This is a genomic window from Nonomuraea sp. NPDC002799 (assembly GCF_053592075.1).
The window spans coordinates 104,441-130,600 of record NZ_JBSFVA010000013.1; the positions used below are offsets into that span (position 1 = coordinate 104,441).

Below are 26,160 nucleotides of genomic sequence, written 5' to 3' on the forward strand. Positions count from 1 at the left end.
TCAGCGCATGGCCGTGTGCGTGAACGGCCTGGCCCGCTCGATCTGTGCCGCCACCCTGATGAGCAGGTCCTCCCGGCCGGCCGCCGCCACGAGTTGCACCCCGACCGGCATCCCCGCCTCGTCCCGGTGCAGCGGCAGCGAGATGGCCGGCTGCCCGGTGGCGTTGATCGGCGAGGTGAAGGCCACGCCGTGCATGGTCCTGCCCATGGCGATGCTGAGGTCATCGGGCGGGATCCAGCCGAGCCGGAACGGCGCGACGCCCAGCGACGGCATCAGCAGCAGGTCGTGGCCGGAGCTCCACCACCCGGCCATCCGGCGGCGGAAGCCGTCCACCCACTGGGTGGCCAGGATCTGCTCGACCGCGCTGTGCCCGCGGCCGGCGGTGACCATGGCGGCGTTGCGCGGCTCCAGCTCCTCCAGCTCCACGGGCTTGCCGCGCAGCTCGCCCAGGCCGGCGACCTGCGCCGCGAGGTTGTTGGCCACGATGGCCCCGAAGTGACCGGTGAACTCGGGGTCGCCCAGAGCCTCGGGGCCGCCCGGGGCGACGTCGTGGCCGAGCGCCTCCAGCAGGGCGGCGGTCGTGGCCACGGCCTCGGTCAGCTCGGGCGCCTCCGGCACGTCGCCCCGGGGATGCGTGGTCAGGAACCCGATCCGCAACCTCCCCGGCTCCGCTTTCGTCTCGGCGGCCAGCGGTCCCGGCAGCGCGGGAGCGTCGTACGGGTCACCGGGGTGCAGCCCTGCGACGAGGTCGAGCGCCGCCGCCGTGTCGCGTACGGTCCTGGTGACGAATCCCGGGCACGAGAAGCCGTTCCAGCCCTCGCCCATGCTCGGTCCCATGCTCGTCCGCCCCCGCGTCGGCTTGAGCCCCACCAGGCCGCACAGGGACGCGGGGATGCGGATCGACCCGCCGCCGTCGCTGGCCGACGCCAGCGCGACCATCCCGGCCGCCACCGCCGCGGCGGAGCCGCCGCTCGAACCACCCGCCGAGTACGCCGGGTCGTACGGGTTGCGCGTGGGCCCGAAGGCCACCGGCTCGGTGGTGATCGTGCTGCCGAACTCGGGGGTGTTGGTCCGGCCGAGGATCACGAAGCCGGCCGAGCGCAGCCGTACGACGCCGTAGCCGTCCGCGGCGTCCTCCAGGCCGTCGCGGACGTTCGAGCCCGCGCTGTACGGCTCGCCCGCCTGCCGCCAGCCGAGATCCTTGAGCAGGATCGGCACACCGGCGAAGGGCGCCTCGCCGGGGACGGCGCCGGCCTCGGCCAGGGCCCGCTCGAAACGGCGGTGGATGACCGCGTTCAGCTCGCCGTCGCGGGCCTCGATGGCGGCGATCGCGGCCTCGGTCAGCTCACGGGGGGACACCAGGCCGTCCTTGACCGCCTGCGCCTGCCCGACCGCGTCCAGCCTCAGTAAGTCGTCCATGAACCCCTCCTACGCTTTGGGAGCCAGGTCTCGCACGGCTTGTTCGATGGAGATCTCTCCGCCCGGGATGGGGGCGAGCACGGGGGTGTCGAGCCCGTTGTCCACGTACTGCTGGATCCTGGCGCGGCAGGTGGCCGCGTCGCCGTGCACGATCAACGCGTCGACCACCTCGTCGGGGATGGCCTTGAGCGCCGCCTGCCGGTCGCCGGCCGCCCACGCCTCGTGCATGGGGCGCAGCACCTCGCCGCGGCCCAGCCAGTCGTGGAACGCGGCGTAGACCGGGACGGTCAGGTAGCTGGCCAGCATCCACCGGCCCAGCTCGCGTACCTTGTCGGCGTCCTCGCTCACGCAGACGAACAGGCGGGCGATCAGCTCGGTGCCGGGGCCGATCACGGAGCGCACCTGGCGGACGTCGTCGGGCGAGAGCCAGTTCGTGATCGCCCCGTCGGCCTCCTCGGCCGCCAGCCGCAACATCCTGGGCCGCAGGGCCGCCAGGACCACCTTGGGCGGGATCTTGGGGGCCCGCTCCAGCTTGAACCCCTTGATCTCGAACGTCTCGTACTTCTCCGAGACCTTCTCCCCCGCCAGCGCCTTCTTCAGGAAGCGCAGCGTGTCGCGGGTGCGCGCGTACGGCTTGTCGAACGTGCCCGCGTTCCACCGCTCGACGATCGCGGGCGAGGACGCGCCGATGCCCAGCACGAACCGCTCGGGCGCCAGGTCGGCGAGTGTCGCCGCGGACATGGCCAGCAGTCCCGGGCCGCGCGTCGACACCGGGACGATGGCGCTGCCCAGCCTGATCCCCGGCGCCCACTGCGCGGCCATGGCCAGGGGCACGAACCCGTCGGCGCCGTTGACCTCGGCCGACCACGCGTCGGTGTAGCCGAGCCCCGGCAACTGCGCGATCAGCTCCTGGGACTTCGACAGCGAGCGGTCGTAGAAGGGGATCGTCATGCCCCAGTTCTGCGTCATACACGGCCTCCAGATCTTTTGGGCCGACCATACCAACCGCTCGGTATGTTTCCCTATGCGCGCAGCTCGTGGACCGCCGCGATGAAGTCCTTCGTGATCCCCCGCAGTCCTGGCAGATGGGAGAGCCCGACCAGCCGGTCCACCAGCGGCACCGTGACGTCGATCAGCCGGTGCGTACGCCGGCACCCCGGCGAGGTGTCGTGCACCCAGAACAGCACCATGCCCATGGACATGAGCCACAACAACTCGGGCAGCTCCTCGCGCAGCTCGGCGTTCATGCGGTCCCGCGACCCCTCGACGACCTCGCGGTAGATCGCGATGGACGCCTCACGGGCGGGGGACGACTGCTCGCTGAACGGGCTCAGCGGGTTCGCCGGCTCGGCCGCGTGCTTGAAGAACTTCACGGCGAACTCGTGGTACGGCTCGGACACGCGGATCCATTCGCGCAGCACCCCGGTCAGCCGGCCCGCGAACGACTCCTCGGTGGCCAGGAAATCCCTGCAGGCCTGCTCGTGCTCGGCCTGGGCACGGTCGTAGTACGCCTGGATCAACGCCTCCTTGCCCTCGAAGTAGTAGTAGGCGTTGCCCACTGACACTCCGGCCTCGGCGGCGATGGCACGCATCGTGGTCGCGTCGAAGCCGCGCTCCCGGAACAGGCGCAAAGCCGTGTCGACGATGACCTCTCGGGTGCTCTCCGATCCTCGGTTTCGGGCTTCGGACACGTTCGTCACTTTACGTCGTGAGACCTGGTTCGGTCATGAAGCCGCACGGTGATCACCGCCACAAGGCAAAGTTGCGCTCGCGGCATGAGTTATCTCCTGTGAATGGTGGGATTGTCGTTTGTGGCGGAAGGGCTCTTTTCCGCGAAAAGGCATCGACATGTGGATACGTGGAACAGTGCGCCTCATCGTAGTCGCGCTCCTCGGCATTGAGATCTCCATAATCGCGCTGGCCTCGGCCGCTTCCGCCGCTACCTTCCCCGAAGGGCAGCCGGCACAGAGCGGACCGTACGAGGCCGTGCCTCCCCACCCGGCGGCCCTGGGCTTCCTCGAGACCTTCGAGGTCGGCCCATGGGTGGCCCACGAGCGTCTCATGATGGCTCGCGGGCACCTGCTCGATCTGCGGAACGGCTGGCCGCTGACCATGACGGAAGGCTCGAACGAGATCCACGACCAGCCCTCGCTGCTCCAGCCACGGGCCGAGCGGCCCGTGCGAGTCCAGCCACGGGCCGAGCAGGAAGCACTGCTCCAGCTACCGGCCGAGCAGGAAGCCCCGCAGCCACGAGCCGAGCAGGAGACGCTTCTCCAGCCACCGGCCGAGCAGGAAACGCTGATCCGCCCACGGGCCGAGCAACCCGCGCTGATCCACCGACGCGCCGGGCGGCCCTCGCGGATCCAGCCACGAACCGCACAGGACAGGCCGATCCACGCACGCGCCGGGCGGCCCTCGCGGGTCCAGCCACGGGCCGTGCAGGAGGAGACGGCCCGCGAGCGGCCCCAGACGCCGCTTCAGACCGTCCGTAAGCGGCCGGTGCGCACCGGTGTGGCCGTGATGCCCGAAGCGCGGCCTCACGTGGCCCACAAGCGCGTTCGTCCCGACCTGTCACGCGTCATGCCCCGGCAGGCGGCCATGCACATGTCCCACCGCACCGCGAGCAGCTGGCTGAAGAGCGCCGGGCTGCGGACGCACTCGACCGGAAGTTGCACGAGCAAGCACATGCATCACTGCACCTCGCTCGACTCCGTACGCGCCGGGACGATCGCCCGCGTCATCGAGCTCAAGCGCGAGAGCGGCTGCCCGATCATGGTCACGGGCGGAACCGAAGAGGGCCACGCCGCCGGTCACTTCAGCCACGGCAACGGCTACAAACTCGACATCTCACACAGCGCCTGCATCGACCGGCACATCACCAAGAACCACCACAAGAGCGGGGTACGCAGTGACGGCGCCGCGCTCTACCGCTCGGACACCGGCACGACGTTCGCCGACGAGAGCAGCCACTGGGACATCCTCTTCCGGTGACAGAGCAACCGTGCCCCGTCCCGGCGACCGGACACGGACACCCGACGCGCGACGTGCCTTGCCGCGCCGGACATGACCCTGCGCCGGACATGACCCTGCGCCGGACATGAAAGGACGCCGCACGACATCTCGCACGGCGCCCTTCCTGACCAACCGGTTACAGCTCGGAAGCCACCAACTCGGCGATCTCCGCCGCGTTGAGCGCCGCTCCCTTGCGCAGGTTGTCACCACACACGAACAGGTCGAGCGTATTGGGGAAGTCGATCGCCTGACGGATGCGGCCCACGTAGGTCGGGTCGTTGCCCACGGTCTCCAGAGGCGTCGGGAACACCCCGTTGGCCGGGTCGTCCATGAGGACCACCGTCGGCGCCGCCTCCAGGATGCGGTGCGCGTCGGCGACCGTGATCTCGCGCTCGAAGCGCGCGTGCACGGCCAGCGAGTGGGTCGTGATCACCGGCACGCGTACGCAGGTCGCGGAGACCTTGAGATCGGGGATGCCCAAAATCTTGCGGGACTCGTTGCGGAGCTTGAGCTCCTCGGAGGCCCAGCCGCCGTCCTTGTAGGAGCCGGCCCACGGCACCACGTTGAACGCCACGGGCGCCGGGAACGGCGACTCGGCGGGCAGCTTGTTGGCCAGCACCTTGCGCACGTCGCCCGCCACCTGGGCGATCGACCGGTCACCGGCCAGCGCCTCGATCTCGTCGTAGAGCCGCTCCGAGCCCGCCACGCCCGCGCCCGACACCGCCTGGTAGGAGGCGACGACGAGCTCCTTGAGCGTGAACTCGGCGTGCAGCGCGCCCATGGCCGCCATCATCGACAGGGTCGTGCAGTTGGGGGTCGAGATGATGTTGCGCGGCCGCTCGCGCGCGTCGAGCGGGTTGACCTCGGGCACGACCAGCGGAACGTCGGCCTCCATCCGGAACGTGCCGGACTTGTCGATCGCGATCGCGCCGCGCTCGGCCGCGATCGGCACCCACACGGCCGAGACCTCGTCGGGCACGTCGAAGATGGCGATGTCGATGCCGTCGAACACCTCGGGCGTGAGGGCCTGCACCACGACGTCCGCACCGCGTACGGGGAGCACCTTGCCCGCTGAGCGGGCGGAGGCGACGAGACGGATCTCGCCCCAGATGTCCGCGCGCGAGGAGACGATGTCGCGCATCACGGTGCCCACGGCGCCGGTGGCCCCGATCAGGGCGAGATTGGGCTTGCTCATAGTCCGGAACCTCCGTACACCACGGCTTCGACCTGGTCGGCGTCGAGATCGAAGGCACGGTGGGCGGCCGCCACGGCCGCGTCGACACCGTCCTGCTCGACGACCACTGAGATGCGGATCTCCGAGGTGGAGATCATTTCGATGTTGACCCCGACGTCGGCGAGGGCCGCGAAGAACGTCGCCGTGACGCCGGGGTGCGAGCGCATGCCCGCGCCGATCAGCGACACCTTCCCGATCTGGTCGTCGAAGAGCAGCGACTCGTAGCCGATGCCGGCCTGGATCTTCTTCAGCGCCGTCAGGGCCGTCGAGCTGTCGGCCGTGGGCAACGTGAACGAGATGTCCGTGCGGCCGGTGGCCGCGGCCGACACGTTCTGCACGATCATGTCGATGTTGACCTCGGCCTCGGCGAGCGTTTTGAAGATCGAGGCAGCCTCGCCGACCTTGTCGGGGACCCCGACAACGGTGATCTTGGCCTCGCTCCGGTCGTGCGCGACGCCGGAGATGATCGGCTGCTCCATCTCGGTTCCTTCGGTGTAAGGGTCGATGACGACCCACGTGCCTTCCTTGGTGCTGAACGAACTGCGGACGTGAATCGGCAGGTTGAACCGCCGAGCGTACTCGACGCAGCGGAGGTGCAGAATCTTCGCGCCGCAGGCCGCCATCTCCATCATCTCGTCGTAGGAGATCCTGGGGATCTGGCGGGCCGCCGGCACGATGCGCGGGTCGGCGGTGAAGATGCCGTCGACGTCGGTGTAGATCTCGCACACGTCGGCCTCAAGGGCCGCCGCCAGCGCCACCGCCGTCGTGTCGGAGCCACCGCGACCCAGCGTGGTGATGTCCTTGGTGTCCTGCGAAACGCCCTGGAAGCCGGCCACGATCGCGATGTGACCCTGGTCGATGGCCTCCTGGATGCGGCTGGGCGTCACGTCGATGATGCGCGCCTTGCCGTGGGTGGAGTCGGTGATCACACCGGCCTGCGAGCCGGTGAAGGAGCGGGCCTCGTGGCCGAGGTTGGCGATCGCCATCGCCAGCAGCGCCATCGAGATGCGCTCGCCCGAGGTCAGCAACATGTCCAGCTCGCGGCCTGGAGGCAGCGGCGACACCTGCTCGGCCAGGTCGAGCAGCTCATCGGTGGTGTCGCCCATCGCCGAGACGATCACGACCACGTCGTTGCCGGCTTTTTTCGTCGCGACGATCCGCTGCGCTACCCGCTTGATGCAGGACGCGTCGGCGACGGACGAACCACCGTACTTTTGCACAACGAGTGCCACGAGAGTCTCCCGGTTTGGACTGTGAGCTGCCAGTCTACTGGGGGCCTCTCATGCGCTCGATGGCTCATACCACTATGTGGATGATCATCCCGCTGATCACCATGCTGTGCTGGTCACACCGCGGTGGCTTCCTCCGCGACGTCGAGGCGCGAGTGCGCCGCCAGCGCCTGGAGGGCCCGCATGGCCGCGCCCGCGTGGTTTCCCCAGGTGTTGAAGTAGGAGTACTGCCACCACCACAGCGCCTCAAGGGGACGGCCCGCGTGGTAGTGACGCAGCCCGTGGATGAGGTCGGCGGCGACCGCGGTCAGGTCGTCGGACAGCCGGTAAGGGGTGACGCCGGTGTCCTTGTAGGGGTCGAAGACCTCGGCGTAGTCGTCGACCGCCTCAAGCCGCTCGGCCAGCGCCGTGCGTACGCCGTCGATGTCGGGGTCCTCGCTCATCGGCGGCTCGTAGTTGCCGGCGAGGATCACGTCCTGATTGGCGCCCAGTTTGGCACCGGCCAAGCTGACCTGCGCGACCTCCACCAGCAGCAGCGACCAGATGGCGTCGCCGCCCTCGCCGCCCGCGACCCTGGTGAGGCCGTCCACGTAGTTCTGCGCATGCGCGGAGATCTCTCCCGCCAGCGTGCTCCACTGGTCAGACATCCAGCAGCCTCCGTCCTTCGAACGCGCGGCCCAAGGTCACCTCGTCGGCGTATTCGAGGTCACCGCCCACAGGCAGACCGCTGGCCAGTCGTGTCACTTTCAGACCCATCGGCTTGACCAGACGGGCAAGGTAAGTAGCCGTCGCCTCACCCTCGAGATTGGGGTCGGTGGCGAGGATGAGCTCGGTCACACTGCCGTCGGCCAGGCGGGTCATGAGCTCGCGAATGCGCAGGTCGTCGGGGCCGACGCCGTCGATCGGGCTGATCGCGCCACCGAGCACGTGATAGGTGCCGCGGAACTCGCGCGTCCTCTCGATGGCGACGACGTCCTTCGACTCCTCGACCACGCAGATCACATGCGTGTCGCGGCGCGGGTCGCGGCAGATGCGGCACTCCTCCTCAGCGGCCACGTTTCCGCAGACCCGGCAGAAGCGCACCTTCTCCTTGACCTCAAGCAGCGCGTGCGCCAGCCGTTTGACGTCGGCTGGATCGGCCGCCAGCAGGTGGAACGCGATCCGCTGCGCGCTCTTGGGACCGACGCCGGGCAGCAGGCCCAGCTCGTCGATCAGATTCTGGACGACCCCTTCGTACATGCCTAGAACCCTGGCAACTGTCCGAGGCCGCCGCCACCGAGCCCCTGGGCCAGCGGGCCGAGCTTCTCCTGCTGCAGGTCGGCTGCCGCGCGCACGGCGTCGCGGACCGCGGCGATCACCAGGTCGGCGATCGTGTCGGCGGTATCCTGCGCGTCGCCGGAGTCGATCACGCTCGGGTTGATCTTGAGCTCGAGCAGCTCGCCCGAGCCGTTGACGACGGCTGTGACCAGGCCGCCGCCTGATGAGCCCTCGATCTGCGCGTCGTTGAGCTCCTGCTGGGCGCTCACAAGCTGCTGCTGCATGAGCTGTGCCTGCTCCAGAAGCTGCTGCAGGTTGACATCCCCTGGGTTCACCGTCGTGCGCTCCTCGTGGCTCCGCGTTCTTGACTGCCACGAGCCTACGGTGTTTGGGCGGCGTCATGTACTGGCGGCGTCCCCATGTTTCGCCCTCGGCCCTCTCACCCTCGCCGCACGTGTGCTTTTCGGCGGACTCGCCTGCCCGGCTCGCTGGGTGCCGGATGTTTTGGCCGGATCTCGGCCCCCCTCCAGTGTCCGAGACCCGGCCAGCACGCCGACGGAGCGGCCGCACCACGCCGACGCGGTGTTTCAGGACGGTAGTGAGCCGAACGTTGCACACACGTTGCGTTCATTCAATCACCCTGCGCAATCCCCCTGAACGGGTTGCGCGGATCGCCCGCAAGACGGATGCTCTAATTGACTACTTGGAGTGACCGATGAGTTACGCCCATCTCGACGCGTACACCCGCCTTCTGCGAAGAGCCCACGAAGCCGCGGCCGGCGGGCGGGTCTGGCGAGAGTCGCCCCGCCGCCTGATCACCGCTTCCTGGCACCGCTCCCTGGAAGCGGGCATCGATCCCGAGGGCAAGAGCGCGCCCCTGGTGCTCGACCCGTCGCGCATCGAGGACGCCCGCGGAGCCCATCCGCTGCGGCCCCTGCTCCCCCTCATCGCCCAGACGCTCTCAGGTGTCGCCGACGAGACCGGGCACATCATGATCGTCACAGACGGTGACGGCCAGGTGTTGTGGCGTGCGGGCGACCACTCGATCCTGCGCCGCGCCGACCAGATCGGCCTCGCCGACGGACACCAATGGACCGAGCACCGCGTCGGCACCAACGGCATCGGCACCGCCCTCGCGACGGGCCGGCCCGTGCACGTCTACTCGGAGGAGCACCTCATGCGCATCCTCCACGTGTGGTCGTGCAGCGCCGCCCCGATCACCGACCCCGACTCGGGCCGCGTGGTCGGCTGCGTCGACGTCAGCGGCACCTCCCGCAGCCTGCACCCCGCGACCGTCGCCCTGGTCGCCGCCACGGCCAAGCTCGCCGAGAGCCAGCTCGCCCTGCGGATGCACGAGCGCGACGCCCGCCTGCGCCGCCGCTACGAGTCCCTGCGCGGCCGGCCCGGCGTGTTGCTGTCGTCCACCGGCCGCGTCATCTCGGGTGACCCGTCGGACAGCCTCGGCGAGCGCGTCGACCTCTGGGGCGACGCGGGCGGCCCATCGCTGAGCGCAGACCCTCCGGCCGGCTCCGCGACCGGCGACCCGGCCGCACGCCTGCGTCTCCCCGGGCAGCGCATGATCCTCCGCAACGGAACGGTCGCCCTGCTGGAGCCCTTCTCCGACGGCTTCCTGCTGCGCCCCACGCCGTCGGCCGCGCCCCCCACCCTGACCCTGTCGTTGCTCGGCGAAGGCACACCCTCGGCCGAGTTCGGGGAGCGCGACCGGCCGCTGTCGCTCCGGCACGCCGAGATCCTCGCCCTCCTGGCCCTGCATCCGCACGGGCTGACGGCCGAACAACTCTCGTTCCACCTGTACGGCGACGACGGCAACCCGGTGACCATCCGGGCCGAGATCCACCGGCTGCGCGCCCAGCTCGGGGACGCGATCGCGGCCAAGCCGTACCGGCTGACCTGCCCGGTCGAGGCCGACTTCCTGACGCTGCGCCGCCACCTCTCGGCCGGCGCCCCGGACGCGCTGGCCCACGCGTACGCCGGCCCGCTGCTGCCCCGCTCGGAGTCACCCGAGATCCGCAGGGAACGGGACGAGCTCGAAGCCCAGGTGCGCGCCTGTCTGTTGCGATGGGGCTCGCCCGGCGATCTGTGGGCGTACGCGCAGACGGCCAACGGGCGCGACGACTACGAGATCCTCGAACGCCTCGCCGCCCTGCCCCCGACCGACCCGCGCTCCGCAGCCGCCCGCTCCCGCCTCGCTTGACACCATCCGCGCTGCTACGGCGGCGCAGGCGGACCCGCACCCTCTCTCCGGCGGCGCAGGCGAGTTCGCGCCCCTCTTTCGGCGGCGCAGAGCGAGCCCGCTCCTCTCCTCCTGCGGCGTAGGCGAGTTCGTGCCACGCGGGTGGATCAGTGCGTCAGGCGTGGTCGATCTCGCCGATCATCTGGGCGCCGAGTTCGCGTTCCAGCAGGACCATGCCCGAGATCCCGTTCGCGTCGGCGTCCGCGTCGTTGAGCCGGTCGACCTCGTCGGACTCCGGCCCCTTGTTGCGGCTGGGAACCGCGTCCGGCCAGGCCGCGACGGCACCGCGGGCCGCAGGGGCACGGGGGCCGGCCTGGGCGGCCGCCTTCGCCGCCGACCTCGCGGCGGCCAGGCCCGGGCCGACCGAACCGCTCTTCGCCGGCGCTCCGACGGCCACGGTGCGGGTGGGGTCGGGGGTGGGCGGGGAGCCGGGGCTGTGGTCGTCGGGGGCGTCCGGCCAGGACTCGTCCGTGGTCGTGCGTCCGGACGGAGCGGGCGCGGACAGGGCGGCCGAAGGCCGGGCCGGAGCGTCGGCCGACGGGCCGGCCGGCGGGTGGGCGGAGTCCTGGGTGCCCCGGTCTTCCTGGGCTGCGCCGTGTGAGGCTGTACGTCCCTGCGCGGCGGCGGGCGCGGCGGCGGCGGTCCCCTGAGGACTGGTCGAGCCGTGCGGAGAGCCGGGCTGGCCGCCGTGAGAGGGCGGTTGCGGGCGCGAAGGGCCACGGGAGGGCGGCGGGGGCAGCGGGGAGCCGCCGACGACCGCTTCGACCCGCCAGGTGCCGCCGAGCACGTCGGCGAGCGCGGTGGCCACCACGGCGTCCTTGCCGCCGCCGGTGAAGTTCTTCATCGCGCCGACCTGGGTGAAGCCGAGCGTGACCAGATTGCCTTCCACGCCCACCACCTGGGCGTTGGTGCTCACGTTGGCCCAGACGACGATGCTGCGCTGCTTGAGCGCGGCCAGCACGGCGGCCCACTGGCCCTGGAGGGCCCCTGCGCCGCCGGGCGTGGGACCACCCCCGGGGGAGGCCGCCGTCGCGGCTGCCGGGGGGGTGTTCGATTCGGCCGCCGCAGCCGCAGCCGCGGCGGCGGGTGCGCCGGGACGGGCCGGCTCGGGCCAGTCGTCCGCGGCGGGGGACGACGCTGCCGGAGCATGGGCGTCACCGCTTCCAGCCGCGGAACCGGTGTGCCGGGACTGGCCGGTGGCGTCGTGGGCGGCCGTCGGGCCACCGGCGGCGTGGGCCGCTTCGGCGACGCGCGCGCCACTGGAAGCTCCCGGTCGCGGAATGGTCACCGCGGCGGGGACCGTGGGCGTCACGGTGGCCACAGGCGTAGCGGAGGCGGACCTGGCGGCCATCTGGGCGACGGCGCCGCCGCGTTCGAGACGTTCGAGACGGGCGAGCAGCGCCTGCTCGCCCTGCGCGGCACCGGGCAGCAGGACGCGGGCGCACATCAGCTCAAGCAGCAGGCGCGGCGCGGTGGCGCCGCGCATCTCCGTGAGGCCGGCGTTGAAGATCTCGGCCGCCCGGGTGAGCTCGGCGGGCCCCATCGAGGACGCCTGCTGGACCAGGCGCTCCAGCTCGTCGGCGGGCCGGTCGAGCAGGCCGCTGGACGCCGCCTCGGGCACGTTGGCCAGGATGACCAGGTCACGGAAGCGTTCGAGCAGGTCGGAGGCGAAGCGGCGGGGGTCGTGGCCGCCCTCGATCACCCGGTTGACCGTGTGGAAGATCTGGCCGCCGTCGCGGGCCGCGAACGCGTTGACGACCTCGTCGAGCAGGTCGCCGTCGGTGTAGCCGAGCAGGGAGACGGCCTTGGCGTAGGTGATGCCGTCCTCATCCGCCCCGGCGAGGAGCTGGTCGAGGATCGACAGCGAGTCACGCGCGGAGCCCGCGCCGGCCCGGACGACCAGGGGCAGCGCGGTCGGCTCGAAGGGCACGTTCTCCGAGGTGAGGATCTCCTCCAGCAGCGCCTTGAGCGTCGCGGGCGGCATCAGCCTGAACGGATAGTGGTGCGTACGCGACTTGATGGTGCCGATGACCTTTTCCGGCTCGGTCGTCGCGAAGATGAACTTCAGGTGTGACGGGGGCTCCTCGACGAGCTTGAGCAGCGCGTTGAAACCCTCGCGGGTCACCATGTGCGCCTCGTCGATGATGTAGATCTTGTAGCGCGCGGAGACGGGGGCGAAGAAGGCCCGCTCGCGCAGGTCGCGCGCGTCGTCGACGCCACCGTGCGAGGCGGCGTCGATCTCGATCACGTCGAGGTGGCCGGGGCCGGTCGGGGCGAGCGCGACGCACGGCTCGCAGACGCCGCAGGGGTCGGGCGTCGGGCCCTGCTCGCAGTTGAGAGAGCGTGCCAGGATGCGCGCGCTGGAGGTCTTGCCGCACCCGCGAGGGCCGCTGAACAGGTAGGCGTGGTTGATGCGGTGGGTACGCAGCGCCTGCCGCAACGGGTCTGTGACGTGCTCCTGGCCCTTGACCTCGGCGAAGGTCCCGGGTCGGTACTTGCGGTAAAGCGCAAGGCTCATGCGACCATCCCGCCTGAGAGGGGCTCTCAACGAAAGAGACCCCTCGCACACCCGCCAGAGCCCGCTTATCCTTGCTGCCTTCCGGCCCTGGGGAGGTTCACAGGATGACGCCGCGCGAGGGGTCCCTGGATAGTCTAGCCGGATGCGGCAGTGCTCGCTCCACGCTCTCGCACCAGAAACCGCGAGAGAAACATGGTCTTCACACGTCGTGAAGTCCGGTAAGCTCGTCGACGGAGGATTCGCCTAGTGGCCGAGGGCGCACGCTTGGAAAGCGTGTAAAGGGCAACCTTTCAGGGGTTCAAATCCCCTATCCTCCGCCAGCTCAGAGGGGTCATGCCGCGATCAGCGGCATGACCCCTCTTGCTTTGGGTCTCAGTTCGGGTCTCAGTTGGCCTTCTCGGAACTCCTTTCCGCCTCCCAGATGAGACCCCCGACCTGCCTAGCCACGGTCTGCCGGATGCCGTCCGTCACGTGCTGATACCGCGCCGCCATGCCAGAGCCGGACCACCCCATGATGGCCATGACAGTGCGTTCGGGCACTCCGATGATGAGCAGCACCGTGGCAGCGGTGTGGCGGGCATCGTGGAGACGACCGTCTCGTAGCCCAGCGGCCTTCAGCAGGGCCTTGCATTCGTGATAGTCGGTGTACGGACTCACGGGCTGGCCGGTCGCCGTGGTGAAGACCCAGCCACCCTCTTGCCAGAGCTGGCGGGCCTCTTCGCGGTCCTTGTCCTGCTCTGCTTTGTGCTTCCTGAGCAGGGTCACCAGCTCCATGCCCAGGCCATCGTGGACTCTGTGCATGAGCTGAGGGATCTCGGCCTGGTAGCGCACGCCTCCGCCGAGGTCCGGATCAGTGGAGAGCCGCCACGGTTCAAGATGTACGTGATCAACGGCGAAGAGGCGTTCTTCGGCTACTACGCCGTGGCGGAGCACACCGTGGCATTGGGCGGTGGCCCGATCACGATGTTCGACCTGATGGGCAAGGACACCGAGTTGTTCCACTTCGCACTGAGCGACGGTCCCGATTCGACGTCGTGTCAGTACGTACAGCAGTCATCCGCATGGTTCGACGCGGTATGGAACACGGTCGCTCGCGAGGTGTCGTAATGGCGCTGTCGAGCCCTGAAGCCATCCGGGGCGTCATGAGCAAGGCCCGGTGCCTCTTGCTCGACTTCGACGGACCCGTCTGCGACATCTTCGCGGGTCTGCCGGCACCCACCGTGGCGGACAGCCTCCGCGCCACGCTGGAAGGGGCGGGAGCGCAACTCCCGCCCGAGACGAGGACCGTAAACGACCCGCTGGAGGTGTTCCGGCTCAGCGTGTCTCTCGGCGACGACCTCAACCTGCTCGCTCTCAGGACACTCACAAAGCTGGAGGTGAAGGCGGCCGGTACAGCGCGGCCTACCACTGGTGCGGCTGACTTGATGGAACGGGCACGCGACAAGGGCCTGCCCGTGGCCATCGTCAGCAACAACTCCGTGGCCGCTGTATCGGCCCTCCTGAGCCGGGAAGGGCTTGGCGGCCTGGTGCAGTACATCTCCGCGAGAGCGGAGGCGGACCCGTCTCCTCATGAAGCCGAATCCCCACCTACTCGACCAGGCGCTGACCCGCATCGGCATGGAACCTCCGTCCGCCCTACTGGTGGGCGACTCGATCACCGACGTGGAGGCGTCCAAGCGCGCCGGAGTGGTCGCCGTTGGCTACGCCAATCGGCCGGGAAAGGTCGAGCGGCTTGGTAGCGCGGAGGCCGATCATCGTCACCAGCATGGAAGATCTGGCCGACGCGCTCACCAGCCCCTGAAGGGCTGACGCCGCTGCGGAGATGGGCCAATGCCTCCTGAAGACGGCGCCCGCTCAGCGCAGGCAGGTGTTGCAGCCCGCGCTGGAAAGCCGTAAGTATTCATGGCTGATGAGACTCGTGGCGCTAAGCAACAGAGGAGGATGACGCTTCCATGGTCAGGCGCTTTTTAGCGGTGCTGTGCATGTTAGCCGCAGTTTCGGGTTGCGATGCGGCATGGTTGCCCGAGACGGTGATCAAGGTCGATCCTGGCGCAATTAGCGAAGTACGAAGCATTGGCCGTGTCGTTACGCAGACCTTTACGGACCCGTTGTACGAGCGAACTGTACAAGTCATTGAGATTCTGGTGATCGACATGCAGGCCGCCGACTTCACCGAAGCGGTTAACCTCATGCAGGGTCGCCTGGAACGACTCGGATGGAGCGAAGTTGCCTCTACTGACATGTGGGTCCAGATGGAGTCGAGTCGCTGGAAGGGGACGACCGCGGGAATTGGCTCTGTGGAGGAGCTAGATTCGCTTGGTGCGCAGTTGGAGCCAGCGACGGAAGAAGCGCTGCAAGCTGATCCGGAGAAGTGGGGAAGCTACATCGTGGTGTCACTATCGAGCGTGAACGAGTAGATGCCTACTGCGGCCGACGAGACCCTGTCCGCGCGTGGCTAAGATGCGTCCCCGCTGTCCCCGCTGTCCCACGATCGGTCTTGACCAGGACTAACGCACGTGATGATGAGGGACACGTCGCTGGAATGAGTGTCCCTGCTGTCCCTCGAGAAGTAAAAGTGGACGGCGCATCGCTCGCTTCCCTGGCGCGCTACGCGCGAAGAGCGGCTGTAACACGCCAGGGGCGCCCCCCAGTGTTACAGCCGAATCCCCTCCGGATGGGTCTCATTCAGGGTCTCAGTTCACCTCCGTACAGAGGTGTTCACGAGGGTTCCCGGCAGACCCTCCGCCCCAGTTAGAGACCTCCTTGACCGGCACTGAACGAAGGTCCACAGACTTGGAAAGCGTGTAAAGGGCAACCTTTCAGGGGTTCAAATCCCCTATCCTCCGCCAGCGCAGAGGGGTCATATCGCGATCAGCGGTATGACCCCTCTGGCTTTCCAGTCTCAGTTGAGGCCGCGACCGCCTCTTTGCTTCCATGAGTGCTGGACCACGGCGAGCCGCCGGTGCCCCTAAGGGTGCGCAGTCATGCGGTGTCACCTGGAAGTCCTGAGCGTCACGCCGGCGGCCGGGTGAGTTTGGCGGCCACGGCGTCGAGGACCCAGTCCAGGCCGGTCGCGAAGGACGTCTCGGCGTCCACCTCCGTGCCGTCGTGCACGGCCTTGGCCAGCGCCGGGAAGCGGCCCGTGGCCAGCATCCTGCTCACATGCGGGCCGAAGGCGCGCTGCCACTCGCGCTTGGACAGGCCGGTGGCGCGCTCGGCCCGCAGGTTCGCGATCTCGCGCCTGATCGCGCCGGTGGAATAGGCGCTGACGGTCTCCACGGCGCGCCTGATGATGTCGAGGTCGGCGAGGCCGTCGAGGGCGGCCAGCGTGGCCTCGGTCACGGCGAGGGCGTTCGGGCCCAGGGTCGGACGGCCGCCGAGCAGGTCGGCCAGCCATTCGTGGCGGAGGGTGGCCTGCCTGGTGAGGTGAGCGTGGGTACGCAGCGCCTCCCGCCAGTCGCCGGGCTGCTCCTCGGGCAGGATCTCGGCGTGGACCTCGTCCACCATGAGGTCGAACAGCTCCTCCTTGGTGGCGATGTATGCGTACAACCGCATCGGGCCGGCGTTCAGCCGCGCGGCGACCTTGCGCAGCGACACCGCCTCCAGCCCGCCCTCGTCGGCCAGCGCGATGGCGGCGGCAACGATTCGCTCCCGGTCGAGCGGCGCGGGGCGAGTCGGCGGTTCCGGCCGGTCCCACACAGTCATAGGCCACATCGTACTGTTGCGATACACCGTATTGGCAAAATACGCTATATCGCCATGAGACATCGTATTGCCGTAATCGGAGGCGGCCCGGCCGGCCTCACCTTCGCTCGCGTCCTGCACCGCCAGGATCGCCCCGTCACCGTTCTCGAACGCGATCCCGCCCCCGACGCCCGTCCCCCGGGCGGCACGCTGGATCTGCATGACAAGCTGGGCCAGCTCGCGCTGGCCAAGGCGGGGCTGCTGACGGAGTTCCAGGCGCTTTCCCGTCCCGAGGGGCAGGCCATGCGCATCCTGGACGCGGACGGGACCGTACTCCGCGATTGGCAACCCCGTCCGGATGAGCAGGCCAATCCCGAGATCGATCGCGGGCAACTCCGTGACCTGCTGCTCGGCCCTCTCGACGTCCAGTGGGGGCGGGGCGTGACGGAGGTGGTGCCGGGGACCCGGGATGGCGTGCTGGTCCGTTTCGCGGACGGGCGACAGGAGACGTTCGACCTAGTGGTCGGCGCGGACGGCGCCTGGTCCCGGGTTCGCCCGGCGGTCTCGTCCGTGACGCCGCACTACACCGGCATCACCATGGTCGAGACCTCCCTGGACGACGTCGACAGCCGCCACCCCGACCTCGCCCGGCTGATCGGCGACGGTTCCATGGCCGTGTACGGCGTGAACCGCAACCTCGTCGCCCAGCGCAACAGCGGCGGCCACGTCAAGGTGTACGCCCAGTTCCGCGCGCCGCTGGACTGGCACACGAACCTCGACCGGCGTACGGGCCTGGACGCGGGTCAGGACGCGGGCCTGGACCTGGCCGACGTCGAGGCCGTGCGATCAAGCCTGCTGGCCATGTTCGACGGCTGGGCCGCGCCCGTGCTCGACCTCCTCCGCCACGGCACCGCTTTCGTCCACCGCCCCCTCTACGTCCTGCCCGTGTCCCACACCTGGGCCCACGTCCCCGGGGTGACGCTGCTGGGCGACGCCGCCCACCTGATGCCCCCGTTGGGGGTGGGCGCGAACCTCGCGATGCTGGAAGGCGCCGAACTCGCCGAGTCCGTCGCCGCCGCCCCCGGCCCTGGCGATCTGGACGAGGCCGTCCGCGCCTTCGAGGAGCAGATGTGGGCACGGGCCGGCAGGTGGGCGGAGATCACGACGGCCGGTCTGGAACGCCTCGTGAGCCCGGACCCCACCGAAGCCCTCGCCCTCTTCGACGAAGTCCAGCCATCCTGACCGCTAAGCGCGAGGCCGGTACAGGTCGAGCAGGAAGGCTGGCCCGCGGGCGCCCGCTATGGCTACGGCGTGGTCCAGATGAAGTCGAGCTGCGGCTACGCCTACTTCGCCGCGGGCGACATGCCGGGGGCCGCGGTGTTCAGCGGCCGGGACCGGGCCGGGCGCGCCGCCACCGTCTACGTCACTGGCGTGCCCCGCAATCGGCAGCACCTGATCGACGCCTTCGTCACCACCTTGTGCGACCGCTGAGTCCGGGGGGATCGGGTGACGTACGCCTGGGTGCCGAAGGGGACGTCGCGTTCGAGATCCAACCCACGATGATGCCGCCGAGCAGCGCGAAGCCGTGGAGGTCGCGGAGGGCGACCAGCACGGCCACCGCGACGCCGAACACGGCCACCGGCAGCCACCGGGGCAGACGGTCGCGGTGGACGACGAGCTGGGCTCCGGCGACGGCCAGGGCGACCGTGGCGACCAGGCCCCACATGCCGCCGGACGCGGCCGGCAGCCAGGCAGCGGCGACGACCGCGTAGAACGTGCCGAGCGAGCGTTCGAGCCGGCCGGCGGCCAGGACGAGGCCGCCTGCCAGGCCACACAGCGCGACCGAATTCCCCGCGCCCGGCTGGTCGAGGAGGTATCCGGCGGCCTCACCCGCCGCCGCGCCGCACAGGTAGAGCACCAGCCAGCGGGTGGGGCCGAGAGCACGCTCGGCCACATACCCGAGCACGGCCAGGAACGCCAGGTTGCACAACGTGCCGAACACCCCGCCGTCCTGCACGACCAGCGACGTCGCCAGGCGCCACCACTCGCCGGCGGCGATCGCCGCCGGGTCGCGCATCAGCGCCGGCTCCAGGCCCGGTACGGCGAACTGCAGGAGGCTCGGCACGGCGGTGACCACGAAGACGGCCACCGTGACATAAGTCTTGGACACCCGATGAAGTCTCGCACGGTCCACCCAAGCCGGTACGTGCCGGATATACACGTCTTAATCATGACAAATGTAACGGCACCCAAAGAATGCAGACCGCCGTTTTCCGGGAGAGGGAGACGGCAACCTTCTGACACTGGCCCTGATGAACGACGAGCCCGTCGCCAGCTTGGGCCGCAAGGCTGTGACATAGGGCGGCTCAGGTGGCTGTGTGATCATCACGCGCTACCCTACGCGCGCTGGAACGCGAGATTAAGGCTCAGTATCGTGTTGGGTGGATGGTTCGAGATCGTATGAGCGGTTGATGCCTGCACATCTTCGGGGACTTTCCGGCAACGGGTTGACGGTCGGTGCAGATGCGCTTCGTGGAGGATCCGTTCGGCGGCGCTGCGCCGTACTACGCCAGATACCGCCCCGGCTACGGTCAGCCGGCGGTCGAGCACCTGGCGGAAACGCTCGGCACGGACAGCCTGGTGCTGGACCTCGGCTGTGGCCCGGGGACGATCGCGATCCCGCTCGCCCGGCTGGTGCAGGCGGTTCTCGCAGTGGATCCGGCGCAGGAGATGCTCGCCGAAGGCAGGCGCCTGGCCGGAGACGCCGCCAACATCATGTGGTTGCTCGGCGACTCCACCACTCTCCCGGCGCTGCCGGCGTTCGAGCAGGTTGTGATGGGCCGGTCGTTCCACTGGATGGACCGCGCCGCCGTGCTGGCGCAGTTGGACGCGTTGCTGCCGCCCGGCGGCGCGGTGGCGCTGATCGGCCCGGCGAGGCAGCGGGGAGAGCCATGGCAGCCGGACGCGCAACCGTGGCAGCCGGTCGAGAGACGGGTGTGCGAGGCATTCGGCCTCGACATCCACACCGCTGCCAGCCGCTTCCGCGCCACCGGCGAGCACCATCACGACCTGCTGGCCCGCTCGCCCTTCAGCAGCCAGGAATTCCGGGTGTTCCGCCGACGGCTGACCTGGAACGTGGACGGGCTTGTCGGGCTCCAGCTCTCCTACTCCTACAGCTCGCCCGCCAGACTCGGCGATCAGCTGCCCGCCTTCGTCAAGACGCTGCGACAGGCGTTGCTCGCCGACAACCCGGCAGGCGAGTGGGAACAGCAGTTGGTGACCGAGGTGCTGGTCGCCAGGCGGCCCGGGCGCTGACCGCGAGCCGGTGTCAGACTTGTACGCGGACAGGCGCGCCGGACTTCTCGAAGTTGTCTGACAAGCATGGGCGGACCGGCTCAGGGGTGCCATCCTGGCCTGGCGTCGGAAAGCGGGTATGGGGCAACCTTTCGGCGGGTACGACTGTCCCATCCTTCGCCAGTTCAACGGGCTTTCTTCCTCGGGGAGCGGTTTTGGCACGTGGTCGGCTTCCCAAGAGGTTCCGATGACCGGGATCCAGCCGGTCGAGGCGATGCCGCAGCCGGTCAGAGCCGCGCGGATCGCCATGTGGGTGCAGGTGGCGTTCGGGATCTTCGGGCTGTATCTCCTGTTCAACCTCTACCGCGAAGTGGCGCTGCGTACGGCGGACTGGTCGATGTTGCTGTACCTCGTTCCCGATGTCGTGGTCGTCGCCCTGATCGGCGTGCTGGCGGTCAGGGCCTCGTCCGGCCGGAAGTGGGTGCGGATCAGCGCGCTGGTGGTAGAGGGCTTCGTGCTCATCGCGTACGCGTATCCGCTCTTCGAGGACTTCACCGCGAGCGGGCTGCTGCGCCTGGCGCTGCCGGTGATCGTGATCGCCCAGCTGCTGCGGGCCGCCTCGACGGCCTGGTTCGCGCGCTGACCGGTGTTCGCGTACATGACCATGCCCTGCGGACCTATGCTCGGCGCGTCAATCGCTGCCCCTGAACGGGAGGCTCGTATGTCCGAGCCTTACAGCATGGAGGCGATGCCGCGGTCCGTCACCGTCGCCCGGATCTGCATGTGGATCCAGACGATCTTGGGACTGGTCGGTCTGTTCCTGCTGTTCGTGCTGCTGGGAAGCGCACCGGTGAGCACCGTTCGCGGCGCCTTGCTGGTCGCGCTGCTCGTCCCGCTGGCCACGATCCTGCTGCTCGGGTTCCTGGCCAGCCGCATGCCCACCCGCCGCGGCTGGGTGCGCGTCTGCGGGCTGGTCGTCGAGTCCGCCCTGATCCTGCTCGGGATCTGGGAGCTCGCGAACGGCGTCACCTTCGGCAACGTGCTGGGCGTGCTGCTGTCCGGAGCCGTGTTCGCCCAGTTGTGCAGGTCGTCGTCCGGGACGTGGTTCGACCGCTGAGACCTGGCGGGCCGCAAGGGCCCGCGCAGGCGGTCAGGCGGTCAGGCGGTCAGGAGCTCACCAGCACCTTTGAACGGTCGGTCGCCATGGTGATCGCGAAGGCGCCGAGCACCGTGCCCATGATGTAACGCTGGATCCGCATCCAGAGCGGGCGGCGGGCCAGGAACGCGGCCAGCGCTCCGGCGGAGATCGCGATCAGGCCGTTCACCAGGGTGGCGACGATGATCTGCACCGAGCCGAGCGCCAGGCTCTGCAGCATCACGTGGCCCATGGCAGGGTCGATGAACTGGGGCAGCAACGACAGGTACAGAATGGCGATCTTGGGGTTGAGCAGGCAGGTCAGCAGGCCCATACCGAACAATCTGCGCGGCGGCTCGATGTCGAGCTCGCGCGGCTGGAAGGCCGACGTGCCGCCCGGCTTGACGGCGTTCCAGGCCAGCCAGAGCAGGTACGCGGCGCCGGCCAGCTTGAGCGCCGTGTAGGCGGCGGGCACGTACGCGAAGACGGCCGTCAATCCGAGGCAGGTCGCCGTCAGGTAGACGGTGAAACCGAGGAACACTCCCGTGAGGGAGATCAGACCCGCCCGGCGGCCTTGGGAGATCGAGCGCGAAACGAGATACATCATGTTCGGCCCTGGGGTGAGGACCATGCCCAGGGACACCAGCGCGATACCGATCAAGGCAGTCGTCATATCGGCACATTATCGGATGTATCCCCAAAAATCATCTGAGATATTACGGTGCGTATTTGGATGACTACTGGGAAGATGGTCCCTCAGGGGGACACATGCAGTTCGACGAGGATGCGCAACTCGACCCATCACAGGTCGAGGACGTGCGGGGCTCGGGCCCGCAAGCAGGCGGAGGCCGCGGGGGCGGCGGCGGCTTCGGCGGGATGCCGGGCGGCTGCGCGCTGCCCATCGGCGGCAAAGGCGGCTGCGGCGGTTGCCTGCTGCTGGTCGTGGCGGCGTTCGGGCTGCTTCTGTTCGGGATCGTGCCATCGCCGTTCACCGGGGACGAGGGCGGGCAGCAGCGCGACCGGCAGGGGCAGCGGCAAGGGCAGGGCGGCGGGCAGCAGCCGAGCGCTCCGCCGGCGCCCTCCCCGAGCGGCAACCTGGCCGAACGCTGCAAGACCGGCGCCGACGCCTCCCAGTCGGAGGACTGCCGCATCGTCGGCACCGTGAACAGCATCCAGTCCTATTGGCGGCAGGCGTTCGCACAGACCGGCAAGGGCACGTACAAGCCGGCCAGGACCGTGCTGTTCTCCAAGGCGGTCAGAACCGCCTGCGGCACGGCGGACTCCGCCGTCGGGCCGTTCTACTGCCCGGCCGATCGCAAGGTCTACCTCGACCTGTCGTTCTTCAACACCTTGCAGCGCGACTTCGGCGCCGAGGGCGGGCCGTTCGCGCAGGCGTACGTGATCGCCCACGAGTACGGCCACCACGTGCAGAACCTCCTCGGCACCATGAACAGGGCCGGCGACAACAGCCGGCCCGGCGCGAACAGCGCGTCCGTCCGCCTCGAACTCCAAGCCGACTGCTACGCCGGAGTCTGGGCGCACAACGCGGTCAAAACCGGCTTCTACAAGACGCCGTTCTCCCAGGCGGACATCGACCAGGCGCTCAGCGCCGCCGCGGCGGTCGGCGACGACAGCATCCAGCGGCGTACGCAGGGGCGCGTGACCCCCGACGCCTTCACCCACGGCACCTCACAACAGCGTGAGAAGTGGTTCACCATCGGATACGAGAGCGGCGACCCCGAGCAGTGCGACACGTTCACCGGAGGGATCTAGCGCCCACGACGAGTATGCGGCCGGTCCTGGAGGGGATTCCGGAGCGTCCTGCGGGGAAGCTGTCTGGCGGGCGGGGCCCAGAAGGGACGTCAGCGATGGACTTCAAGGACAACGTCGAGCTCGACTCCTCACAGGTGGAGGACGCCGGCGGGAGCGGCGGAGGCGGCGGAGGCGGCTTCCCCGGTGGGATGGTCATCGGCGGGGGCGGCATCGTCAGCCTGATCGTGCTCGTGCTCGTCTTCGTGCTGAACAACGTGGGCGGCGGCGACGAGCCCGCCCGGCAACAGCAGCCCCCGTCGAAGCTCTCCGAGCAGTGCCGGACGGGCAAGGACGCCGACCAGTCGGAGAAGTGCCGCGTCGTGGGAGTCGTCAACAGCATCCAGGACTACTGGAAGCAGGCGAACTCCGCGTATCAACCGGCCAAGACCGTGCTGTACACCGGCCAGTTAAAGACCGGCTGCGGTGCGGCCAGTTCGGCCGTCGGCCCCTTCTACTGCCCCGGCGACCAGCGCGTCTATCTCGACCTGAGCTTCTTCGACCAACTCCACAGCCAGTTCGGCGCCAAGGGCGGCCCCTTCGCCCAGGCGTACGTGATCGCCCACGAGTACGGCCACCACGTGCAGAACCTCTCCGGCGCCCTGAACTCGGGCGACTCCGTCCCCACGGAGCTCCAGGCCGACTGCTACGCCGGCGTCTGGGCGCGGAACGCCGTCGACACCGGTTTCTACGAGAAAGACTTCACCGAGGCGGAAATCGCCGAAGCCCTGGACGCCGCGGCGGCCGTCGGCGACGACAGAATTCAGCAACGCACCACCGGCAGAATCGATCCTGACTCGTTCACGCACGGCACCTCCGAGCAACGCGTCAACGCCTTCCAGCGTGGCTACAAAAACGGCGCCCCCGCCGAGTGCGATCCGGCCGGCCTGCGCTGATCCGGACAGATAGCACGAGGAATCTGAATCTCTCCTAAAATCAAGGGGTGATCTTCAAGCTTGTCGGCGACGGACGCCCTTATCCCGAACACGGTCTGACGCACCGGGAGTGGGCGCAGATCCCTCCAAGGCAGGTCCGGCTCGACTCGTTGATCACCACGAAGGCCATGCTGGACCTGCACTCACTCCTCGCCGCCGACTCCACCTTCTACGGGGACCTTTTCCCGCACGTGGTGCAGTGGCAGGGCGAGCTCTATCTGGAGGACGGCCTGCACCGCGCACTCCGCGCGGCCCTGCACCAACGATCGATCCTGCACGCCAGGGTCCTGGAGCTGCCCAACTGAGTCAACCGAAAAGGGGAGCCGCGAAAGTCTTCGCGGCTCCCCTTTTCGTATGTCAACCGGCACGGCGGCTCACGCGTCACACGCAGCACCCTTTCCACCAGCATTATGGAGAATGCCGTGTCGTATCCGCAGCAACCGCCTGGGCAGCAGCCTCCCCGCGGACACGGTCACGGCCCGCCGCCGCCCCAGCAGGCTCACGGCTACCGGCCGGCGCCGAGCAGCAACCTCTCGGTGATCCTGTTGCTGGTCATCGGCTTGCCCCTGCTGCTGCTCGGCGGTGGCGGGGCGGTCTTCCTGGTGCTCACCGACGGGGCGTCCGGGGTGAGTGCGGAGCATGGCGACCTGCTGAAGGCGGTGGCGAACGGTGATCCACCGTCCCAGACGCAGCCGTCCCAAACACAGCCCTCTCAGACACAGCCGTCCCCAACGCAGCCGTCTCAGACGCAGCCGGCGAAGGTCGGTGAGACAGTCGCTCTTCAGGGCAGAGAGCCCGGGCTCAAGGTCGCCGTGACCGTCAACCAGGTCGTCTCGCCCGCCACCCCGGCCAACACCTTCACCAAGCCGCAGGCGGGCCGGCGGTTCGTCGCGGTGCAGATCACCCTCACCAACCAGGGTGCGGCCCTCTACAGCGACTCTCCCAGCAACGGGGCCTGGCTCATCGACGGCGAGGGCCAGCAACATCGCGCCAGCATCGCGTACGTCACCGAAGGCGAGTCGTTCGGCGGCTCGGCCACGATCAACACCGGCGACAGCAGGAAGGGCATGCTCGTGTTCGAGGTGCCGGAGGCGGCCACGGCGGCCAAGCTGCAGTTCGCGCTCGACAGCGGGCTCGCCGACCAGAAGGGCGAGTGGACACTGAGCTGACCAGCCGCTGACCAGCCGCGAAAGGTCTGATGCAACGCGAAAGGGCCCCCGGGATTCGGAGGCCCTTGCACGGATGGCGGTGGTGGTGGGATTTGAACCCACGGATGAGTTGCCCCATCACACGCTTTCGAGGCGTGCGCCCTCGGCCACTAGGCGACACCACCGCGCACGAGCTTACCGGATTCTGCGAGTGGCGAAGAACCGCTTTAGTACGGAGGAGCACTCTTCGGCCATCACACCCATGACGACCTCGGGCCGATGGTTGAGCCGCCGATCGCGTACGACGTCCCACAACGACCCCACGGCGCCGCCCTTGTCGTCCACGGCGCCGTACACGATGCGATCCACCCGGGCCAGCACCGCCGCCCCCGCGCACATCGTGCAGGGCTCCAGCGTCACCACGAGCGTGCATCCGCTCAGCCGCCACTGCCCGCGTGCCGCCGCGGCCAGCCTGAGCGCGAGCACCTCGGCGTGGGCGGTCGGGTCGGCGGCGGACTCGCGATCGTTACCCGCCACGGACAGGACCTCGCCGAGCGGGTCGAGCACGACGGCCCCCACCGGGATCTCGCCCCTGGCACCGGCCGCGCCGGCCTCCGCCAGAGCCAGGCGCATGGCCTCCTCGTAGGTCATCGCGAGGGCCGGTCGCGGGCCGCCGTGCGACCCGGCCGCAGGTCGTCGCGGAAACGGGCCGACCTCATCGCGAGGGCCGGGGCTCGGTCACCGCAACCGGTCGAGCTCGTCGGCGAACGACAACCGCTCGGCGACGACCGACAGGATGTCGGCGGGCAGCAGGCCCTCTTCCATGCTCAGCTCCAGCAACTCCTCCGAGCTCAAGCCCAGATCGCTGAGCAGCTCGAAGTCGCCGGCCGGCCGCACCCCGAGCCCGTTGCCGTCCTTGTCGGGCGCGACGCCGGCGAACTCGGCGAACAGCTCACCCAAGCTGTTGGAGGGGGTGGCATGCGCGTCCGACAGGAACACGCGCGGCTCGTCCTCGCCCCGGTAGCGGACGATGGCGAACCATTCGTCCTCCACCTCGACGCAGAGCAGGGCCAGCTCGTCACCCGCCAGATTCAGCGCCTCGGTGACGGCGTCGCCCAGGTCGTCAACGATCTCCGCGTGCCGCAGATCGACCTCCGCACCGCTCCAACCATCGGGCGTTCTGACGAAGGCCGCAGAGAAGGTGTTGGCCGCCATAACCGCGCTCCAGGGGG

General features: G+C 69.2%; 29 protein-coding genes, 2 tRNA genes and 1 other RNA gene. 15 read left to right on the forward strand and 17 right to left on the reverse strand.

The window, feature by feature from the left end; genetic code table 11:
• Genes ACWD0F_RS24065 through ACWD0F_RS24075 form a run of 3 tightly spaced genes read right to left on the reverse strand, consistent with a single transcriptional unit; the run spans nt 1 to nt 3,110 of the window.
• Nucleotides 1-1,419, reverse strand: a complete 1,419-nt coding sequence (locus ACWD0F_RS24065) for an amidase (protein WP_449878936.1) — start codon at nt 1,417-1,419, stop codon at nt 1-3.
• 9 nt (nt 1,420-1,428) lie between these two features.
• Nucleotides 1,429-2,388 carry an LLM class F420-dependent oxidoreductase gene (locus ACWD0F_RS24070; protein ID WP_449878938.1) on the reverse strand — a complete coding sequence of 320 codons (960 nt, stop codon included), beginning with the start codon at nt 2,386-2,388 and terminating at the stop codon, nt 1,429-1,431.
• A gap of 53 nt (nt 2,389-2,441) precedes the next feature.
• Nucleotides 2,442-3,110 (reverse strand): TetR family transcriptional regulator, encoded by a 669-nt coding sequence (locus ACWD0F_RS24075; RefSeq protein WP_449878940.1) that lies wholly within the window; start codon nt 3,108-3,110, stop codon nt 2,442-2,444.
• 175 nt (nt 3,111-3,285) lie between these two features.
• Between ACWD0F_RS24075 and ACWD0F_RS24080 the strand changes: the two genes are divergently transcribed.
• A complete protein-coding gene (locus ACWD0F_RS24080) occupies nt 3,286-4,410 on the forward strand; it encodes a hypothetical protein (RefSeq protein ID WP_449878942.1) in 1,125 nt (374 codons plus the stop codon).
• A gap of 157 nt (nt 4,411-4,567) precedes the next feature.
• Here ACWD0F_RS24080 and ACWD0F_RS24085 read toward each other — a convergent pair whose 3' ends face one another.
• The 5 genes from ACWD0F_RS24085 to ACWD0F_RS24105 form a co-directional block, all read right to left on the reverse strand.
• Entirely contained in the window at nt 4,568-5,626 is a 1,059-nt protein-coding gene (locus tag ACWD0F_RS24085; protein WP_449878944.1) for an aspartate-semialdehyde dehydrogenase, read from the reverse strand.
• Nucleotides 5,623-6,897, reverse strand: a complete 1,275-nt coding sequence (locus tag ACWD0F_RS24090; RefSeq protein ID WP_449878946.1) for an aspartate kinase — start codon at nt 6,895-6,897, stop codon at nt 5,623-5,625. Before ACWD0F_RS24090 ends, ACWD0F_RS24085 begins: the two co-directional genes overlap by 4 nt.
• A 113-nt stretch (nt 6,898-7,010) precedes the next feature.
• On the reverse strand, nt 7,011-7,541 hold the full coding sequence (locus ACWD0F_RS24095) for a DUF5063 domain-containing protein (RefSeq protein ID WP_449878948.1): 531 nt from the start codon (nt 7,539-7,541) through the stop codon (nt 7,011-7,013).
• Nucleotides 7,534-8,133, reverse strand: coding sequence for a recombination mediator RecR (recR, locus tag ACWD0F_RS24100; protein WP_449878950.1), 600 nt, complete (start codon nt 8,131-8,133; stop codon nt 7,534-7,536). The genes ACWD0F_RS24095 and recR overlap by 8 nt, the downstream gene beginning before the upstream one ends.
• 2 nt (nt 8,134-8,135) lie before the next feature.
• Entirely contained in the window at nt 8,136-8,486 is a 351-nt protein-coding gene (locus tag ACWD0F_RS24105) for a YbaB/EbfC family nucleoid-associated protein (protein ID WP_449878952.1), read from the reverse strand.
• A 380-nt stretch (nt 8,487-8,866) separates the two neighbouring features.
• Here ACWD0F_RS24105 and ACWD0F_RS24110 point away from each other — a divergent pair, with 380 nt between their 5' ends.
• Nucleotides 8,867-10,366, forward strand: a complete 1,500-nt coding sequence (locus ACWD0F_RS24110; protein WP_449878954.1) for a GAF domain-containing protein — start codon at nt 8,867-8,869, stop codon at nt 10,364-10,366.
• Nucleotides 10,367-10,520: 154 nt separating this feature from the next.
• Here the strand turns inward: ACWD0F_RS24110 and ACWD0F_RS24115 are convergent, their stop codons facing one another.
• Entirely contained in the window at nt 10,521-12,923 is a 2,403-nt protein-coding gene (locus ACWD0F_RS24115) for a DNA polymerase III subunit gamma and tau (protein WP_449878956.1), read from the reverse strand.
• A gap of 31 nt (nt 12,924-12,954) precedes the next feature.
• An RNA gene (gene ffs, locus ACWD0F_RS24120) (signal recognition particle sRNA small type) lies at nt 12,955-13,050 on the reverse strand.
• A gap of 105 nt (nt 13,051-13,155) precedes the next feature.
• Here ffs and ACWD0F_RS24125 point away from each other — a divergent pair.
• Nucleotides 13,156-13,243 (forward strand) — tRNA-Ser (locus ACWD0F_RS24125).
• A gap of 64 nt (nt 13,244-13,307) precedes the next feature.
• Here the strand turns inward: ACWD0F_RS24125 and ACWD0F_RS24130 are convergent.
• Complete coding sequence (locus ACWD0F_RS24130; protein ID WP_449878958.1) at nt 13,308-13,697, reverse strand: tyrosine-type recombinase/integrase; 390 nt, start codon at nt 13,695-13,697, stop codon at nt 13,308-13,310.
• A gap of 21 nt (nt 13,698-13,718) precedes the next feature.
• Here ACWD0F_RS24130 and ACWD0F_RS24135 point away from each other — a divergent pair, with 21 nt between their 5' ends.
• The 3 genes from ACWD0F_RS24135 to ACWD0F_RS24145 all read left to right on the forward strand — a co-directional run bounded on the left by ACWD0F_RS24135 (nt 13,719) and on the right by ACWD0F_RS24145 (nt 15,340).
• Nucleotides 13,719-14,030: a hypothetical protein gene (locus tag ACWD0F_RS24135; RefSeq protein ID WP_449878960.1), complete on the forward strand. Its 312-nt coding sequence runs from the start codon at nt 13,719-13,721 to the stop codon at nt 14,028-14,030.
• A 462-nt stretch (nt 14,031-14,492) separates the two neighbouring features.
• The gene (locus ACWD0F_RS24140) at nt 14,493-14,732 is read left to right on the forward strand and encodes an HAD family hydrolase (protein ID WP_449878961.1); all 240 of its coding nucleotides are present in this window, start codon (nt 14,493-14,495) and stop codon (nt 14,730-14,732) included.
• A 143-nt stretch (nt 14,733-14,875) separates the two neighbouring features.
• Entirely contained in the window at nt 14,876-15,340 is a 465-nt protein-coding gene (locus tag ACWD0F_RS24145) for a hypothetical protein (protein ID WP_449878963.1), read from the forward strand.
• Nucleotides 15,341-15,935: 595 nt separating this feature from the next.
• On the opposite strand, the gene ACWD0F_RS24150 is transcribed toward ACWD0F_RS24145, so the two are convergent.
• Entirely contained in the window at nt 15,936-16,628 is a 693-nt protein-coding gene (locus ACWD0F_RS24150; protein WP_449878965.1) for a TetR/AcrR family transcriptional regulator, read from the reverse strand.
• A 54-nt stretch (nt 16,629-16,682) separates the two neighbouring features.
• On the opposite strand from ACWD0F_RS24150, the gene ACWD0F_RS24155 reads away from it, so the two are divergent.
• Both ACWD0F_RS24155 and ACWD0F_RS24160 read left to right on the forward strand, forming a co-directional pair.
• Nucleotides 16,683-17,849 carry an FAD-dependent oxidoreductase gene (locus ACWD0F_RS24155; RefSeq protein ID WP_449878966.1) on the forward strand — a complete coding sequence of 389 codons (1,167 nt, stop codon included), beginning with the start codon at nt 16,683-16,685 and terminating at the stop codon, nt 17,847-17,849.
• A gap of 69 nt (nt 17,850-17,918) precedes the next feature.
• Complete coding sequence (locus ACWD0F_RS24160) at nt 17,919-18,098, forward strand: hypothetical protein (protein WP_449878967.1); 180 nt, start codon at nt 17,919-17,921, stop codon at nt 18,096-18,098.
• Here the strand turns inward: ACWD0F_RS24160 and ACWD0F_RS24165 are convergent.
• A complete protein-coding gene (locus tag ACWD0F_RS24165; RefSeq protein ID WP_449878969.1) occupies nt 18,076-18,777 on the reverse strand; it encodes a rhomboid family intramembrane serine protease in 702 nt (233 codons plus the stop codon). The two genes, ACWD0F_RS24160 and ACWD0F_RS24165, sit on opposite strands and share 23 nt — an antisense overlap.
• A 353-nt stretch (nt 18,778-19,130) precedes the next feature.
• Between ACWD0F_RS24165 and ACWD0F_RS24170 the strand changes: the two genes are divergently transcribed.
• From ACWD0F_RS24170 to ACWD0F_RS24180, 3 genes are all read left to right on the forward strand, one after another.
• Nucleotides 19,131-19,922 (forward strand): class I SAM-dependent methyltransferase, encoded by a 792-nt coding sequence (locus ACWD0F_RS24170; RefSeq protein ID WP_449878970.1) that lies wholly within the window; start codon nt 19,131-19,133, stop codon nt 19,920-19,922.
• A gap of 226 nt (nt 19,923-20,148) precedes the next feature.
• Nucleotides 20,149-20,544 carry a hypothetical protein gene (locus tag ACWD0F_RS24175; RefSeq protein ID WP_449878972.1) on the forward strand — a complete coding sequence of 132 codons (396 nt, stop codon included), beginning with the start codon at nt 20,149-20,151 and terminating at the stop codon, nt 20,542-20,544.
• A 78-nt stretch (nt 20,545-20,622) separates the two neighbouring features.
• Nucleotides 20,623-21,018, forward strand: coding sequence for a hypothetical protein (locus ACWD0F_RS24180; RefSeq protein ID WP_449878973.1), 396 nt, complete (start codon nt 20,623-20,625; stop codon nt 21,016-21,018).
• Nucleotides 21,019-21,067: 49 nt separating this feature from the next.
• On the opposite strand, the gene ACWD0F_RS24185 is transcribed toward ACWD0F_RS24180, so the two are convergent.
• Nucleotides 21,068-21,709 carry a LysE family translocator gene (locus tag ACWD0F_RS24185; RefSeq protein ID WP_449878975.1) on the reverse strand — a complete coding sequence of 214 codons (642 nt, stop codon included), beginning with the start codon at nt 21,707-21,709 and terminating at the stop codon, nt 21,068-21,070.
• Nucleotides 21,710-21,804: 95 nt separating this feature from the next.
• Between ACWD0F_RS24185 and ypfJ (ACWD0F_RS24190) the strand changes: the two genes are divergently transcribed.
• From ypfJ (ACWD0F_RS24190) to ACWD0F_RS24205, 4 genes are all read left to right on the forward strand, one after another.
• Nucleotides 21,805-22,809 (forward strand): KPN_02809 family neutral zinc metallopeptidase, encoded by a 1,005-nt coding sequence (gene ypfJ / locus ACWD0F_RS24190; RefSeq protein ID WP_449878977.1) that lies wholly within the window; start codon nt 21,805-21,807, stop codon nt 22,807-22,809.
• Nucleotides 22,810-22,904: 95 nt separating this feature from the next.
• Nucleotides 22,905-23,741 carry a KPN_02809 family neutral zinc metallopeptidase gene (gene ypfJ / locus ACWD0F_RS24195; protein WP_449878979.1) on the forward strand — a complete coding sequence of 279 codons (837 nt, stop codon included), beginning with the start codon at nt 22,905-22,907 and terminating at the stop codon, nt 23,739-23,741.
• A gap of 47 nt (nt 23,742-23,788) precedes the next feature.
• Entirely contained in the window at nt 23,789-24,085 is a 297-nt protein-coding gene (locus ACWD0F_RS24200; protein WP_195897211.1) for a type II toxin-antitoxin system VapB family antitoxin, read from the forward strand.
• Nucleotides 24,086-24,202: 117 nt separating this feature from the next.
• A complete protein-coding gene (locus ACWD0F_RS24205) occupies nt 24,203-24,949 on the forward strand; it encodes a DUF4352 domain-containing protein (RefSeq protein ID WP_449878980.1) in 747 nt (248 codons plus the stop codon).
• A gap of 74 nt (nt 24,950-25,023) precedes the next feature.
• Here ACWD0F_RS24205 and ACWD0F_RS24210 read toward each other — a convergent pair.
• The 3 genes from ACWD0F_RS24210 to ACWD0F_RS24220 all read right to left on the reverse strand — a co-directional run bounded on the left by ACWD0F_RS24210 (nt 25,024) and on the right by ACWD0F_RS24220 (nt 26,143).
• Nucleotides 25,024-25,113 (reverse strand) — tRNA-Ser (locus ACWD0F_RS24210).
• 10 nt (nt 25,114-25,123) lie between these two features.
• Entirely contained in the window at nt 25,124-25,579 is a 456-nt protein-coding gene (locus ACWD0F_RS24215) for a nucleoside deaminase (RefSeq protein WP_449878981.1), read from the reverse strand.
• An 87-nt stretch (nt 25,580-25,666) separates the two neighbouring features.
• Nucleotides 25,667-26,143, reverse strand: coding sequence for a tRNA adenosine deaminase-associated protein (locus ACWD0F_RS24220; RefSeq protein ID WP_449878983.1), 477 nt, complete (start codon nt 26,141-26,143; stop codon nt 25,667-25,669).
• Nucleotides 26,144-26,160 lie beyond the last annotated feature (17 nt).

Coding starts and splice junctions, on each gene's coding strand:
- ACWD0F_RS24065 (WP_449878936.1), bottom strand. CDS start 1,419: ATGGACGACTTACTGAGGCTGGACGCGGTCGGGCAGGCGCAGGCGGTC.
- ACWD0F_RS24070 (WP_449878938.1), bottom strand. CDS start 2,388: ATGACGCAGAACTGGGGCATGACGATCCCCTTCTACGACCGCTCGCTG.
- ACWD0F_RS24085 (WP_449878944.1), bottom strand. CDS start 5,626: ATGAGCAAGCCCAATCTCGCCCTGATCGGGGCCACCGGCGCCGTGGGC.
- ACWD0F_RS24095 (WP_449878948.1), bottom strand. CDS start 7,541: ATGTCTGACCAGTGGAGCACGCTGGCGGGAGAGATCTCCGCGCATGCG.
- recR (WP_449878950.1), bottom strand. CDS start 8,133: ATGTACGAAGGGGTCGTCCAGAATCTGATCGACGAGCTGGGCCTGCTG.
- ACWD0F_RS24110 (WP_449878954.1), top strand. CDS start 8,867: ATGAGTTACGCCCATCTCGACGCGTACACCCGCCTTCTGCGAAGAGCC.
- ACWD0F_RS24115 (WP_449878956.1), bottom strand. CDS start 12,923: ATGAGCCTTGCGCTTTACCGCAAGTACCGACCCGGGACCTTCGCCGAG.
- ACWD0F_RS24130 (WP_449878958.1), bottom strand. CDS start 13,697: ATGGAGCTGGTGACCCTGCTCAGGAAGCACAAAGCAGAGCAGGACAAG.
- ACWD0F_RS24140 (WP_449878961.1), top strand. CDS start 14,493: ATGAAGCCGAATCCCCACCTACTCGACCAGGCGCTGACCCGCATCGGC.
- ACWD0F_RS24145 (WP_449878963.1), top strand. CDS start 14,876: ATGGTCAGGCGCTTTTTAGCGGTGCTGTGCATGTTAGCCGCAGTTTCG.
- ACWD0F_RS24150 (WP_449878965.1), bottom strand. CDS start 16,628: ATGACTGTGTGGGACCGGCCGGAACCGCCGACTCGCCCCGCGCCGCTC.
- ACWD0F_RS24155 (WP_449878966.1), top strand. CDS start 16,683: ATGAGACATCGTATTGCCGTAATCGGAGGCGGCCCGGCCGGCCTCACC.
- ACWD0F_RS24170 (WP_449878970.1), top strand. CDS start 19,131: ATGCGCTTCGTGGAGGATCCGTTCGGCGGCGCTGCGCCGTACTACGCC.
- ACWD0F_RS24175 (WP_449878972.1), top strand. CDS start 20,149: ATGACCGGGATCCAGCCGGTCGAGGCGATGCCGCAGCCGGTCAGAGCC.
- ACWD0F_RS24180 (WP_449878973.1), top strand. CDS start 20,623: ATGTCCGAGCCTTACAGCATGGAGGCGATGCCGCGGTCCGTCACCGTC.
- ACWD0F_RS24185 (WP_449878975.1), bottom strand. CDS start 21,709: ATGACGACTGCCTTGATCGGTATCGCGCTGGTGTCCCTGGGCATGGTC.
- ypfJ (WP_449878977.1), top strand. CDS start 21,805: ATGCAGTTCGACGAGGATGCGCAACTCGACCCATCACAGGTCGAGGAC.
- ypfJ (WP_449878979.1), top strand. CDS start 22,905: ATGGACTTCAAGGACAACGTCGAGCTCGACTCCTCACAGGTGGAGGAC.
- ACWD0F_RS24215 (WP_449878981.1), bottom strand. CDS start 25,579: ATGACCTACGAGGAGGCCATGCGCCTGGCTCTGGCGGAGGCCGGCGCG.
- ACWD0F_RS24220 (WP_449878983.1), bottom strand. CDS start 26,143: ATGGCGGCCAACACCTTCTCTGCGGCCTTCGTCAGAACGCCCGATGGT.